This is a genomic window from Shewanella nanhaiensis (genome assembly GCF_019457885.1).
In the GTDB taxonomy this organism is placed as follows: domain Bacteria; phylum Pseudomonadota; class Gammaproteobacteria; order Enterobacterales; family Shewanellaceae; genus Shewanella; species Shewanella nanhaiensis.
On the sequence record NZ_JAHZST010000003.1, the window covers coordinates 90,463 to 104,189 of the forward strand.

Annotated in this window: 11 protein-coding genes; 6 read left to right on the forward strand and 5 right to left on the reverse strand. The window is 44.9% G+C overall.

The window, feature by feature from the left end; all coding sequences use genetic code 11:
• The first annotated feature begins 164 nt into the window (after positions 1 to 164).
• From K0625_RS04960 to K0625_RS04975, 4 genes are all read left to right on the forward strand, one after another.
• The gene (locus tag K0625_RS04960; protein WP_232846940.1) at positions 165 to 1,379 is read left to right on the forward strand and encodes an efflux RND transporter periplasmic adaptor subunit; all 1,215 of its coding nucleotides are present in this window, start codon (positions 165 to 167) and stop codon (positions 1,377 to 1,379) included.
• On the forward strand, positions 1,379 to 4,540 hold the full coding sequence (locus K0625_RS04965) for an efflux RND transporter permease subunit (protein ID WP_220108661.1): 3,162 nt from the start codon (positions 1,379 to 1,381) through the stop codon (positions 4,538 to 4,540). The genes K0625_RS04960 and K0625_RS04965 overlap by 1 nt, the downstream gene beginning before the upstream one ends.
• Positions 4,541 to 4,652: 112 nt before the next feature.
• On the forward strand, positions 4,653 to 5,255 hold the full coding sequence (locus K0625_RS04970; protein ID WP_220108662.1) for a TatD family nuclease-associated radical SAM protein: 603 nt from the start codon (positions 4,653 to 4,655) through the stop codon (positions 5,253 to 5,255).
• A gap of 140 nt (positions 5,256 to 5,395) precedes the next feature.
• The gene (locus tag K0625_RS04975; protein ID WP_220108663.1) at positions 5,396 to 7,618 is read left to right on the forward strand and encodes a PAS domain-containing protein; all 2,223 of its coding nucleotides are present in this window, start codon (positions 5,396 to 5,398) and stop codon (positions 7,616 to 7,618) included.
• A gap of 43 nt (positions 7,619 to 7,661) precedes the next feature.
• On the opposite strand, the gene K0625_RS04980 is transcribed toward K0625_RS04975, so the two are convergent.
• The 3 genes from K0625_RS04980 to K0625_RS04990 form a co-directional block, all read right to left on the reverse strand.
• The gene (locus tag K0625_RS04980; RefSeq protein ID WP_220108664.1) at positions 7,662 to 9,047 is read right to left on the reverse strand and encodes a hypothetical protein; all 1,386 of its coding nucleotides are present in this window, start codon (positions 9,045 to 9,047) and stop codon (positions 7,662 to 7,664) included.
• A 75-nt stretch (positions 9,048 to 9,122) separates the two neighbouring features.
• Positions 9,123 to 9,641 carry a hypothetical protein gene (locus tag K0625_RS04985; RefSeq protein ID WP_220108665.1) on the reverse strand — a complete coding sequence of 173 codons (519 nt, stop codon included), beginning with the start codon at positions 9,639 to 9,641 and terminating at the stop codon, positions 9,123 to 9,125.
• Positions 9,634 to 10,377 (reverse strand): winged helix-turn-helix domain-containing protein, encoded by a 744-nt coding sequence (locus K0625_RS04990; protein ID WP_220108666.1) that lies wholly within the window; start codon positions 10,375 to 10,377, stop codon positions 9,634 to 9,636. The genes K0625_RS04985 and K0625_RS04990 overlap by 8 nt, the downstream gene beginning before the upstream one ends.
• 460 nt (positions 10,378 to 10,837) lie before the next feature.
• Here K0625_RS04990 and K0625_RS04995 point away from each other — a divergent pair, with 460 nt between their 5' ends.
• The gene (locus K0625_RS04995) at positions 10,838 to 11,659 is read left to right on the forward strand and encodes a cytochrome c3 family protein (protein ID WP_220108667.1); all 822 of its coding nucleotides are present in this window, start codon (positions 10,838 to 10,840) and stop codon (positions 11,657 to 11,659) included.
• An 8-nt stretch (positions 11,660 to 11,667) separates the two neighbouring features.
• Complete coding sequence (locus K0625_RS05000; RefSeq protein ID WP_232846941.1) at positions 11,668 to 12,195, forward strand: hypothetical protein; 528 nt, start codon at positions 11,668 to 11,670, stop codon at positions 12,193 to 12,195.
• 54 nt (positions 12,196 to 12,249) lie between these two features.
• Here K0625_RS05000 and K0625_RS05005 read toward each other — a convergent pair whose 3' ends face one another.
• Both K0625_RS05005 and K0625_RS05010 read right to left on the reverse strand, forming a co-directional pair.
• A complete protein-coding gene (locus K0625_RS05005; protein WP_220108668.1) occupies positions 12,250 to 12,792 on the reverse strand; it encodes a hypothetical protein in 543 nt (180 codons plus the stop codon).
• Positions 12,785 to 13,525 carry a winged helix-turn-helix domain-containing protein gene (locus tag K0625_RS05010; protein WP_220108669.1) on the reverse strand — a complete coding sequence of 247 codons (741 nt, stop codon included), beginning with the start codon at positions 13,523 to 13,525 and terminating at the stop codon, positions 12,785 to 12,787. The genes K0625_RS05005 and K0625_RS05010 overlap by 8 nt, the downstream gene beginning before the upstream one ends.
• Positions 13,526 to 13,727 lie beyond the last annotated feature (202 nt).

Sequence of the window (13,727 nt, forward strand, 5' to 3'; positions counted from 1 at the left end):
CAATAAAACCTATTTGTTCTAGTACTTCAGTATTAACCCCCTCCCCCAGCAGCATTTAATCCACATTTGATACACTTTATTTACAAAAACCGTTTTGTCACATCTCTAGACTCTGGTAGATTTAACCGAGTATAGGAATGTCAGCATGGAACAGCGGGATAATAATGATAAAAATAATACGAAGATTAACCCCTCTCCTCATACTTTTTTTCTTTGGCATGGCCGCTTGGCTACTCATTAATACCAAAGAAAGCCCTGAGCAGAAAGAGGAAGAAAAACCAGCCCAAATCGTGGATGTGGTAAAAGTTGAACAACAAACCGTTTCCCTAAACTTACCCTCATATGGTGTCGTCACCCCTAAAAACAAAACTCAGCTAGTCACTGAGGTTAAGGGGCGCCTACTTAGCATCTCCCCCAACTTTGTTGCCGGTGGAGTGGTAAAAAAAGGGGAGCAGCTCGCCATGATTGAGCCATCGGATTATGAAGCCGATCTCAGTCAAGCTCAAGCCAGCCTAGCCCAAGCACAGGCTGCATTAGAGGAGGAGATGGCACGAGGTGAAGTCGCAAAAAACGACTGGAAAGGCTACGATGGTGGGCTACCGCCAGAGTTAGGTCTCAGACTGCCCCAATTAAAAAAAGAGCAGGCCAATGTTAAGTTTGCTCAAGCAGCTATGGCGCGCGCCGAGCGTAACTTAGAGAGAACTATTATCCGCGCCCCCTTTGAAGGGATCATCAAAACAAGAATGGTTGATCTAGGCCAATATGTCACCTTAGGCACCAACCTAGGTGAGCTTTATGACACCCGTATCGCCGAGATCCGCCTGCCACTTGCCAACAATGACCTTGCCTACTTAGAGTCTGTTGATAAACCCGATACACAAGTCACCCTCAGTGCATCACTTGCAGGTAAAGAGGTAAGCTGGACAGGAGATATCGTCCGCAGTGAAGGGGTTATTGATGCCGATAATCGCATGGTATATCTGGTCGCCGAGATAAAAGACCCCTACCTAAGAGAATCAAAACATCAAGGGCAGTTACCACTTAAATATGGCAGTTTTGTTACCGCAGTAATTAAAGGACGTACCGTTGAGGGCATTGTAAAACTGCCTCGTCATATCGTTCGCAATAACCAGGTTGCCGTCGTTTCTAAGGATAATATTGTTGAGGTCCGCGACGTCAATATTGTCCGCACCGATGTCGACAGTGTGTACATTAAAGACAGCCTTTTAGATGGCGAGCGTATCTCCTTAACTAAGCTCTCCAGCATGCGATCAGGCCAACCAGTCAAAATATTAGGGGAAGTGGATAATAGTGGTAGCAAATCGCCACAAACAGATGAAGATAAAGAGCAACACCTAGCAGCAACAGGTGATCAATAATGGAGCCACAAAAAGGAGTCATAGCTTGGTTCGCTAAAAATATTGTTGCTGCAAACCTATTGATGTTTTTCCTTATCATGGGCGGCCTAGCAAGCAGTATATTTGTCATCAATAAAGAGGTGATGCCCACTTTTGAGGCGAACTACCTGCAGATCTCAGTAGCCTATCCTGGCGCGGCTCCTCAAGAGATTGAGGAGGGGATCAACATAAAGATAGAGGAGTCGATTCAAGATATTATTGGGATCAAAAAAGTCACCTCTGTCGCAAGCGAAGGCGTAGGCTCTGTATCCATTGAAGTTCAAGAGGGTTATGACCCACAAGATATACTCGATGAAGCCAAACTCAGGCTCGATGCTATCTCTACCTTTCCCGATAATATCGAAAAACCAGATATCTACCGTATGAAGCCAGAAAACTATGTTATCTGGGTCTCTGTCTATGGTGACATCGACCTGCATGAGATGAAGGAGATTGCTAAAAGTATACGAGAGGATATCACCTCCCTCCCCTCGGTAACCCGGGCAAAAGTGACAGGAGTCAGGGATTACGAGGTAGGCATTGAGCTATCGGAAGATAAACTCAGAGAGTACGGCCTTAGCTTTGCTCAAGTCGCACAGGCGGTTCAAAACTCCTCTATCGATCTTCCAGGCGGTGCGATTCGAGCCCAAGATGGTGACATTCTCTTAAGGACTAAAGGGCAAGCCTATACTGGTGATGACTTTGCTAACATCTTAGTATCCACTCGTGCCGATGGCAGCCGAATCATGCTCTCTCAAGTCGCCACCATTAAGGATGATTTTGAGGAGCGACAGGAGTACACACGTTTTAACGGCAAACCTGCTGCAATCATCGAAGTCACCAGCATTGACGATCAAAATGCTCTGAAAATTTCAGAAGAGGTAAAAACCTATATTGCTAAGCGCAGTGAAACCTTGCCCGCCTCAGTTAAGGTCGATACTTGGGGAGATATGACGCACTACCTCAAAGGTCGTCTAAACATGATGTTATCTAACATGTTTTACGGCGCTATATTAGTGTTTCTTATTCTCGCACTTTTCCTTGAACTTAAGCTCGCCTTCTGGGTCATGATGGGGCTTCCCGTCTGCTTCTTAGGCACCGCACTCTTGATGCCTATCGAGCCCTTCTCCATGTCAATCAACCTATTGACCCTGTTCGCCTTTATTCTGGTGCTCGGTATCGTTGTTGACGATGCCATCGTCATAGGAGAGAGTGCTTACTCTGAAACACAGTTACATGGCCACTCCTTAGATAATGTCGTCAAGGGAGCAAAAAGGGTAGCTATGCCAGCCACATTTGGCGTGCTAACCACTATAGCGGCCTTTATCCCCATGTTAATGGTATCTGGACCCCAAGGGATAATTTGGAAGTCCATAGGCATGATCGTCATTCTTTGTTTAGTTTTCTCGTTAGTGGAGTCCAAGCTGATCCTGCCGGCTCACCTTGCCCATATGAAGCCGAAAAAACCAAACCTAAACCCCAATGCCTTTGTGCGTTTTAAACTAGCCCTTAACAGTAAGCTTCAACACTTTATCCACCACAAATATCGCTATTTTTTAGAGCGCTGCATTAAGAATAGATACAGTGTCGTCTCCCTCTTTATCGGCGTACTTATCCTCTCTATCGCTCTGGTGGTAAGTGGCACGGTACGTTGGGTATTCTTCCCCGATCTTCCATCTGACTTTATGCAGGTACAACTAGAGATGGAACCAGGAAGCTCAGAGGAGAATACGCTAAAGGTCGTCAAGCAGGTTGAAGACGCCCTTTATGCCATGGATCAAGAGATGGAGGAGGAATATGGATACCCAGTGGTAAAACACAGTTATATCAATATGGGATCTCGCACCTCAGCCTTTATCTTTGCAGAGCTCACGAAAGGGGAAGACCGTGAGGTTGACGGTGTCACTATCTCCAATGCTTGGCGTGACAAACTGCCTGAATTACTTTCAGTTAAGAAGCTCAGTATCGCAGCCAGTACCGGTGGAGGAGGCAGTGATATCTCATTTAGGCTCTCCTCAGGCAATTTGGAGCAGCTAGCACTGGCTTCTGCCGAATTAAAACAGAAACTCAAAACCTATGAGGGTATCTATGATATCTCCGATAATAACTCATCGGGAAGCCATGAAATCCTCCTTGATATTAAACCTGAAGCGGAAGCCCAAGGCTTAACCCTATCGGATCTGGCCAGCCAAGTTCGTTACGGTTTTTACGGCTTCGAAGCCCAGAGAATATTGAGAAATAAGGAGGAGGTCAAAGTCATGGTGCGCTATCCTTTGGAGCAGCGCCGAACCATAGGTCATCTGGAAAATATGATGATCCGTACTCCCTCTGGGAACTCGGTTCCCTTCTCCACTGTGGCTGAAGTTGAACTAGGAGACTCCTACTCATCGATCACTCGTGTCGATGGCCGCCGCGCCATCACTATTATCGCCAATGCAGATAAAGAGGAGGTGGAACCCTCTAAGGTGGTCACAGAGATACAAAGTGAGTTTCTCCCTTACTTGGAGGGAAAATACCCACAGATCTCGACAAGCTTAGATGGCGGCAGTGCCGATGAACAAAGTGCGCTCATTAGCTTAGTATTAGGTTTTTTAGTTGCACTATTCGCCATCTATGCACTAATGGCGATACCACTAAAATCATACAGCCAACCGCTCATCATTATGGCTGTGATACCCTTTGGGATCATTGGAGCCCTCTTTGGTCACCTCATATTGGGTTTAACGCTCAATATTCTTAGTCTATGTGGCATAGTTGCACTGGCAGGTGTCGTGGTGAATGACTCACTTATCTTGGTTGATTTTGTCAATAAGGCACGCGCAGAGGGTCAATCGATAACACAAGCCGCCATCGACTCAGGTTGTTATCGTTTTCGGGCGATTATCCTGACATCATTAACCACCTTTGTCGGGCTGGTTCCTATTCTATTAGAAACCAGCTTACAGGCTAAAATTGTGATCCCCATGGCGACCTCACTCGCCTTCGGTATCCTCTTCTCAACCTTAGTGACGCTTATCCTGATCCCACTGCTCTACATCATGTTAGATGATCTCAAGCAGCTATTCACACGATTGAGTGGCGGGTTACGCCGCTTCTATATCTGGTGGTGGCAACCTAAGTCTGCACAAGATGATTTGACTTAATGTCACGTTAAGTAAACAAAAGGGAGGCTTAGCCTCCCTTTTTCGATCTAAACAACATTTTCCCTCAGTAGTTTGAGATAACATTGCAAAAACTCACTCCAGATCCCATCTTATGAGCAACGCAACTCTCATCTACGATATCCGCAACAGCCGTTACCTTAATATCACAGGTCGTTGTACCCTTCGCTGTCAGTTTTGCCCTAAACAGAAGGGCAGTAAACAGCTGCATGAATATCAGCTTGATCTGGAGCATCAACCAAAAGCTGAAGAGCTCGTTAAGCTGCTTGGTGACGTGACTCAATTTGATGAGTATGTGTTCTGCGGATATGGTGAACCAACGCTGAATCTGCCGACTCTACTTGCAGTAGCTCAAGTCATTAAGCAAAGAGGCGGCAGAGTAAGAGTCAATACCGATGGTTTAGGAAACCTAGTACATAGGCGTAATATTTTACCAGAATTAGCCCCTTGGATAGACGCGCTATCTATCTCACTGAATGCCGACACAGAACAAGCTTACCAAACTCATTGCCAACCTAAACTTAAAAACAGCTATCAAGCGGTAAAAGAGTTTATCTCGCTGGCACCTCACTATATTGACTCAGTTCAAGTATCGGCTATCGATGGACTCGAGGGGGTCGATATCCAAGCCTGTCAAACATTTGTTGAGAGCTGTGGAGCCAGTTTCAAACACAGAGTGCTCGATATCGTCGGGTGATTCATAGCAAGGCGATTAGTCACAAAATACGCAGAATAAAGAGCAAGTTTCAATAATCTGACAGAGTGTAACAGACACTGTTTGGATGATAGTTTTGTGCTAATATATTGTTCCATAAAACTAACGACAATTAAATTCTGATGCTGACGCGAAAACAACCTCTTCTAATCGCAGCCCAAGGGATCCATTGGTCCCACCAACGTTTGCTAGCCGTCGCAGCTCAGCTCTGCTTACTCATCATAAGTGTCACCCTGTTAAGCAATGTTATCATCACGTTAGGTGAGCGCCGTCTTCAGGAGGACTGGGCAACTCAGAGATACAGTGAACTTCAGGCTGTTGGGACTGTTATTGCCGACAAAGTCGCATTTCAACAGTTTCGTACTCAGATGTTTGCCAAATCTGAGCTACTCAAGCGCTATCTTGATCTCCCCACTAAAGAGAGAGAGGAGAAGCTCAAACAAAACTGGAATATTATACGAGACAACATTCCAGAGCTGCTTGATATGGCCCTGTTCGATCCCCAAGGTAAATTTAAATTCGCCACCAGTGATGACTTCGGTCATGAGCCAATACCAGCAGCACTGCTGGGTTCATCGAGTAATATGGGCGGCAATGAGATCTATACCTCCCCACTCGAATTTAGCCCGATAAATGGCAAACTAGAGCCTTACATGTACCAACTCGCCTGGCTGGAAAACCCAGATCAAAGCATTAGAGGATATCTGGTCACCTATAACTCCATGGCGCAGATGTTAAAGAGCGTCAAGCCTGCATACTCAAGCAGCCAGTCCCCCCTATTGATGTTAGACACCCAAGGCCTGCTTTACGCAGGAGCCGAATCTCGCCCTTCGCTACAAAGAGTGCCCGACACTATGGGGGGCAGTTTAAGACAGAGCTATCCCGCTCTTTGGCGTAAGATGGCAACCAGTAACTTTGGCCAATTTCATGGCGACAATGCCACATTTGTCTACCTGAAAGTCGAACTCACCACTCAGTATGAAACCCGAAGAGAGTACTTCCTGGTCTCATATGTACGCAATGATGATATTGCCGCTAAATTCACAGAGTGGCGTAGCTTACTGATAATAGGTGCATCTGTACTGACAATCCTTGCTTCTTTGCTCATATTCCTTAGCCACCTTTATCGTCTTGAGCAAGCGTCACGTATGTACAGCATCGAACTATCAAGCCGCCTATTTCATCGTGATATCGGTTGCATTATCGTCAACGATAATAGCCGCGTTATCTCAGCCAATAAACGAGCGGCCGATCAATTAGGACTGCCCAAAGATGAATTACTCGACCGAAGTCTACAGCGTCTATTGCATCTCGAAGATGATGAATACACAGAGATAATGCTTCATGTTCAGCAGCATGGAGAGTGGAAAGGTGAGTTCGATTCAGGCACTGAGACTCAAGCTCAACTGATTGCTCATATTAAAACCCAGCATGATTCGGTGAAGACCAAAGCCTATCTTTTGATCACATTTGAAGATGTCAGTGAGCTTTATAGCGCTAAAAATGATGCGTATATCAATCAGATGCTCAATGATAGCTCAGTTGCAACGGCGTTAATTCAGGCCGATGGCAACCTAGTTCGCACTAATCACGCCTTCGATCAGCAGATGCAAATACAGCAAAATCCCACTAAAAATCTGACTGAGCTGCTCAATCCCGATATAGGAAGTAAATGGTCACAGATACTTCAGCAGATAATTCTTCAGGGAAGTTGGAAAGGACAGGTGCTCTGTACCCAAAGCCATATTGCCAGTGATTGCCTTCAAGCGACGTTAAAAGGACATCTGGACACCTCAGGGGAGATCGAATATATCGTATGTACCTTTGAACAAGCGATTCAAAAAGAGTCACACTCAGACCGCGGTGAACTGGTTCCCCACAGAACCACAGTCTTAGTCAACCTAAGGGATCTAGAGAGCTACTTTAAATCACTCCCTTCGAATAAGAGAGAGAGCTCAAGCTTGATACTGATGGATATCACGGCAGAGAGCATGCTCAGTCATATGAGTGATATCGGCCAACTAGAGAATAGGCAGAAAGAGGTTGAATTGAAGATCCTTAGGGATCTGCCTGCGGGTTACCAGATGTCCCATTGGCAGCTTGGGAAGCTCATCATCATTTTACCAGATACCGATGCCGATAAGGCCCACCACTTCGCAATAAAATCCATGAGCAACTTAAGTGATATTGGACTAAGCGAAGGGATATGCATGGGGATCGCAGCCTATCAAAGCGGCCAATCATTGGAGCAGTACCTAAGTAATGCAGAGGTAGCGCTTAAACGCGCTAAGCAAACAGGGGAGCAGATGATCTGTCAGGCGTTTACCAGACAAGGCCTAGGGTAAAATAGCAGTACTAGGAACTCGTAGCTTTGCATTTTGAAACGGCTTACTCCATTAAAGGGATCCCCTCGGGGATGTCACTTTGACTGATATCGATAATCGTTGAGCGGTTCATGGTGACCTTATACCTAGCGTATTCGGTCTCCCCTTTGCCGCTTTTTAGGGCGAGGATCATATTGATCTGATAACGCCGCTCCACTGAATCATTGCTTATCTTGCCATCTAACTCTTTATAGATCTTCGCCTTACCCCGCTCCAGATAACGGGCAAAGGGCACTAGACTAAAGTTAACCTGCTCCTGAATCGAAGTATAACCAGTCAAAAACTCCTTCTGAGTAACCCGAGTATGTATGCCATAGTGCAGTACTTCAGCATCGAGCTTATTCTGGGAGTGGCGTCTCTTTAAAATATCCGTGATGGGATCTGGCAGCTCAGATGTCTTCATAAAATCGAGCCAGACCAACTGTTTCGCGATGGCAGTTTGACTGGTCGTATCCCGTAAAATCCGGCTCCACTTAGGTCGCCCCTTCTGAATGAAACGCCACAGTGCGTTACGAATATCCTCTTTAAAGATCTCACGAAAACCATAGATCACCGCGAGGGTGAGCACTAATGCGATGGTGAGCCCACTGAATACCCCCTGAGCCTTAATGATTAAGGCGGAAACCACTAACATCACCATGGCCGTAGCAAAGCCTGTGGTCATCTTCTTAAGGCCAGTCCCTAAGGTTTTCAGCTCATCCTTAAGCACAACCCCTTGTTGAATAAGGCGCCTTAATAGCAACATTTTATTCGAGATACGATTAGGATCATCTTGAGTTTGTTGTGAGTTATAACGCCTAGCATCTCTGTGCTGATGTTCTGCTCGACATTGAGCCACAACCGCCTCTATCATCTCACTGTACTCACTGCCTCTGGGGGCTCGCGACAAGAGCTTTAACAACTGCTGCTCACAAAACCAGGAGAGGTAGTTATCGGCATTTTCAAAGTAGGGTTTTCTCTTAGTATCGCTCGGCTCGTTACGGCGAAACTTTTTTAGTAGCTGCGCCACTAACTCACTCAGATCCTTTAACGCAGTAAAGAACTCTTCTGGCTCCTCAATCTGTCTCAGCTCTTTACTGTCAGTCTCAATGGCTACCGCAAATTGATAAGCAAAAAGATTAAGATAAAGCCTAAACTCCTCAACAGTTCGCTTCTTCTGACTGGCAAATCGACTTTGTACGAGCGGCAGATGTAAGCCTGTGGAGTAGTAGGAGCGTCGTCCTGTGATAGCGGAGTGGTAATACTCCTCCTCATTTAAGCTGTGGGGGCCTATCCCCATCTCTTTAGGCAGAAAAAAGTAAAGATCCAGACGTCGGTTATCCCCCACCTTCATCTGGTGGATAAACTTGATAGAGAGAGATTCTTCCTGCTTAACGCGAACTTTAGACACTGAGCCCCTAAATATTTACGAAATTAAATCAGATAGTTATTTTTAATTTATTCCTAATTATAGCGTAAAAGTCGATTATTGAACCAAACGGCAGCCGCAAACGGTGTTACTTGGTTGAAAAAGCACCACAGCATAATCATTCTGTTCATTGAGATCTAACATCTCAACACTTAAATTATGCATCCCCTTTTTATCCAAATTAAAAGAGCTTACATAGGAGAGATAACGCATATGCTCGGGTACCTCATCTCCGTCTAACCCTGACTCCTCCTTAGTCTTCACCGAAAAAGCGTATCTCTGCGCACTATTATCGACCCCAACCACACTGCCTTTCATTCTGATATTACCAGCAGAACTGCCATCATGGTTAAAATAACGATAGTTAAACTGTGCCAGCTCCCCTTTAGCGAACAGATCAACCAATAGATAATGACGGCTTTTACTCTCCCCCTCGTCGCTGGGATCGAAGAGCTCAGAGCTACAGCTCATCATTAACTCCTGTGTAGGGTTAAGCTGACGGTAGCTAAAAGTCACACTCATTATCAGTATGAATAAGATTAACCCATTGATCCCCCACAAAAGCTTTCTATTCACAAAGCGCGACCTCATCTAACCAGGTTTGAGAGATAAACTGTTTCTGCTGTCTAAAATCAGATAGTTTCAAGTTTCTGATCACCGACTGACCGAGTTTCTCGCCTTTCATTGTGATATTAAATATTTGTTTGTCGTGGGAAAGAGATAAGTAGACCTGTTGCCAACTCGTTGAGATGCATTGCTTAAAGCCCATTTCAAGCTGTTGAATGAGGAGTAATAACGACTCATTATTTGTCTTTGATTTACTGTAACTAATCAAGCTCAGTTCTTGCCCTGAAGGGAGAGAGATTGACACACTCTTTAAGGGAGCAGTAGGCTCACTACCTGTATAGCTTTCACTAAAATAAAATGCAGTTAATACAATAAAAGGCAATAAAATAACGAGAGTTAGCCGAGGTTTCCCCCAGGTTAGCGTTAACCACCTCTCTCTTCTACGACGACGAGTTTCGCTACGTAAACGGTAGCCTCGTCCCTTTACCGTTTCGATAAGGTGTTCATGTTCGGGCCCAAGAAATGAGCGCAACATAAATACCGCTCGCGTCACAGAAGAATCAGTCAGGGCTGGATGATCATCATCGGCAGCGCCGAGTCTATGCTTCGCAACCACTGAGCCTCGGCTAGCTAACAGTAACTTTAATACTTGAAGCTCAGCTCTCGGTAGCAGCCATTCATCACCAGTAGTAAGGTTCTTTAGTTGAGCCCGACGGGCATCAAACTGACAAGCACCCAAAATCATAATACGCCCCATCACCAATATCGAAGCGATAATATGTAAATTAAGCAGTCATTTCTGTGATCACGGTTATCTCCTCTGAAAGCCCATGTTAAAAGCTGCTCTAAGCGTGTAAATAGCTTATTAGTTTGCGAAGGGGATCACATTGATAAATATATAAATACATCAATTAAGAGAGCTTCAAATTCGATAAATTAACATGAAGATTATAAATATCATGATCCAGCTCACCATTTAGGCGCATGCTTAGATCTCATGGGTGAGTTTACTCTCCCGCCCCTTAGATTTGAGCACTGAAAAGTTATCCTTCACCGAACTTGTGATAGTTCAATATTTATCCACACGAGATCACACTATTTACGCTATTCAAATTAGACACTTATCCCAAGCAAACCGGCCAGCTAGAAGCTGTTCGGTGTACCAGATAGCAATGAAAACAACTTAAGCTAAGTGAGGGACAGTGATGACAATTAACAGACGCCAGGCATTAACAAGAATTATCGGAATAAGTACTGCCGCAGCCGGAGTAAGCTTAGTAGGCACATCAGCCTTTGCAGCAACAGATGATCAGGGAAACTTCCACCTCGAGCTGGGAGATAAGCTTAAATATGTGCCGCTGGATCCCATGGCCACTGCAAAGCTTGCCTATGAAACAGGCGGTGGTTGTATGCATCAGGTTTTCCACTCCCTTGTTACCATGTTAGGTAACTCAGCAAGCGCTGATGCAGCCAAATTTAAAACCATACCAACTGCCTTAGCGGGTTTCGGGTTCGCAGGTGTTGTTGGCCAGGGAACCATATGTGGAAACCTTAACGCGGCAGGCATGCTGATCAATATTCTTGATGATATTAACAAACAAAACTCAGCCGTTATTGGCGCCGCATTCCGTTATTACGAAAACACTGAACTGCCATTCTCATCACCAGAATTTGTTAGCGGTATCGGTTCGACAGATGAGAAAACAGCATTAGTAGGCAGCTCCTCTACGGCAAATAGTATTCTATGTCACTCCTCAATCAGTAACTGGTCTAAAGCCTCAGGTAAAACTTTTAGTCAGAAAGGTGAGCGCTGTTACCGTCTATCCGCCTCCATCGCTTTTCATCTGGTGGAACTCCTCAATCGCGCTTACCACGGAGAGGATATTGCTGCACTTCCAGAGTCTAAGCCATCGAGCGAAGCCCAAAGCTGTCAGAGCTGCCATGGCGTTAGCGATACCATGAGCTCTGCTGCTAGCGTCAAGACTGATATGGAATGCACAACATGTCATACCGGTCACTTTAACTAAAGGAGCAGATGATGAACAATATACGGCTCGCTTCACTCCTTGCCTGTAGCCTTTTGGCCACAGCGTGCGGCAGTGATAGCAATAACAGTAATGATGGCGGCGAGATAGCTCCGCCTCCCGTTGACACAGCAATTGATATCGATAAAGCCACTAGCATACAAGTTGAACTCATAGGCTTTGAAGGAGTGTCAGGCGCACTGAGTTTTAATTTAAGTGATAATGAGCAACAAGCGATCACACAAGCCAAAGATTACAAGATCATCTACTTCGGCTTTCCAGAACAGAGCGGTAAAATAAATAACCCTAAGGGGTGGCAGCGTTGGCACCTAACAAACAGCTACAGCTGTAACAATCAAGAGAAGCAATGTGAGGGAATACTCACTGAGTCAGAGACGAAAGGTAACTACACCTTCGAAGCCCCTGATCTTGACTGGAGTCGAGGGGACTCTGATGGAGTAGTTACAAGGTACAAGGTAGCCATCGAGATCAAAGGTGCATTAAGTTCGAACGAAGTAGCACTTTTACCTCCTTTATAAGGAGGCTTAGAGGGACAGGTTCATCTTTCCCTCACTCCACTCTTACAACATTTATTAGAATGGTAACTTGTGGATCTTTAGATCACAGCCCCATATGCCATCATCAGGTGTAAACTGGATGATGGCATAATTATTCTTCTCATCTAGCTCAAGAAGATGGATGCCAAGTGTTAAGGGAGTGCCATTTGTAATAGCCAGACGACTCGCATCGACAATTGTATTCATATGCTTGGAAAGTCCTTTTTGTGCAAGGTTTGAGATAACTTGACCACTATCTAGCTCAAGTTTTAACGACATAGAGGTCAGATCAAGCTTGCTCACCTTGCCGCTTAAAATCATGGAGTTTTTCTCTATTCCCGATTTAAAGAAGCGATACTTAAGCGTGACCAACTCCCCTCTCGTCTCAATCTCTAAACCAAGAGATAGATCTCTGTTAGGTTTTTTACTATAGAGATCTGCACTGCAACTCAAAGAGACATTATCTTCAGGAACAAAGAGGAGATGCAATGCCGCACATAAACCCACAATCGCGATGAGACTGGATAGCAAGATCCAGAATTTTTTGCCATTACAAAAAAGATGACGATATCTATTCACCACACACCCCGACCTTAACTAGCCAGCTTTCATCGATAAAATGCCAATCCGCATCTAAAGGAACGATCTTTAAATTCTTCACCTCCACACCTGCACTCACTCCTCTTTTAAGTACCATACTAATCAGGTTATCTTCTGTAGAGATCGAGAGAAATAGATGTTCCCATGGCACCTGACGACAGGTCTCTATGGTCTGGATCAGTGATTGGATCTGAATAGCATGATTCATTCTCACCTCTTCAGAGCTAAACACTGGGTAAAAAGAGAGTTTAGAGGAGTGACTAATGATCACTTGCTCTCTGACTGAGTTGATCTTCACCGCCGGAACAAACAGGGAGTTTATGACCCAAAGCAGACCTAGCAGAAGTGCAATAAAAATGAAGTAATGCTTAGCCGAAATGCTACCAAATGGGATCGAGGAGGTCGTTCTGATTTTTGACTTAGGCGCGCTATGCAGTAGATAGCCTTGCTTATCGACGGTCTCGAGTAACTCAGCATGCTCTGCACCTAAATAGAACCTAACCCGCTCAATGGCCAATATTAATTGAGCCAGTTCCTGTTGCCCTTCAGGCATACTCGCTAAAAGCTCCTCCCTAGATAGCACCTGTCCCCGTTGCAACACTAAGATTTCAAGAACTGAAAATTCGGCAGCTGGCATCTTCCAGCTGGTGTCATTGCCGAGATTTGATAATGTCTTACTATTTATATCAAACCAACATGAGCCTATCTGCATATATCAGCCTCAACGAACTAAATAGCAAATTATTCTAGCCTCTCCTAACACGCTGTTCTGTGATCACAAGTCATTATTTTCACCCAATAACAGGAAGCGTGATATAGCACTCATTTTTATTTAATATCAATAAGATGCATAATCAATACAGGTTTTTAATGTTATAAAAAAGCAATGATTTTGATGGATATATAGCTAAAAA

Coding starts and splice junctions, on each gene's coding strand:
- K0625_RS04960 (WP_232846940.1), top strand. CDS start 165: ATGATAAAAATAATACGAAGATTAACCCCTCTCCTCATACTTTTTTTC.
- K0625_RS04965 (WP_220108661.1), top strand. CDS start 1,379: ATGGAGCCACAAAAAGGAGTCATAGCTTGGTTCGCTAAAAATATTGTT.
- K0625_RS04970 (WP_220108662.1), top strand. CDS start 4,653: ATGAGCAACGCAACTCTCATCTACGATATCCGCAACAGCCGTTACCTT.
- K0625_RS04975 (WP_220108663.1), top strand. CDS start 5,396: ATGCTGACGCGAAAACAACCTCTTCTAATCGCAGCCCAAGGGATCCAT.
- K0625_RS04990 (WP_220108666.1), bottom strand. CDS start 10,377: ATGATTTTGGGTGCTTGTCAGTTTGATGCCCGTCGGGCTCAACTAAAG.
- K0625_RS04995 (WP_220108667.1), top strand. CDS start 10,838: ATGACAATTAACAGACGCCAGGCATTAACAAGAATTATCGGAATAAGT.
- K0625_RS05000 (WP_232846941.1), top strand. CDS start 11,668: ATGATGAACAATATACGGCTCGCTTCACTCCTTGCCTGTAGCCTTTTG.
- K0625_RS05010 (WP_220108669.1), bottom strand. CDS start 13,525: ATGCAGATAGGCTCATGTTGGTTTGATATAAATAGTAAGACATTATCA.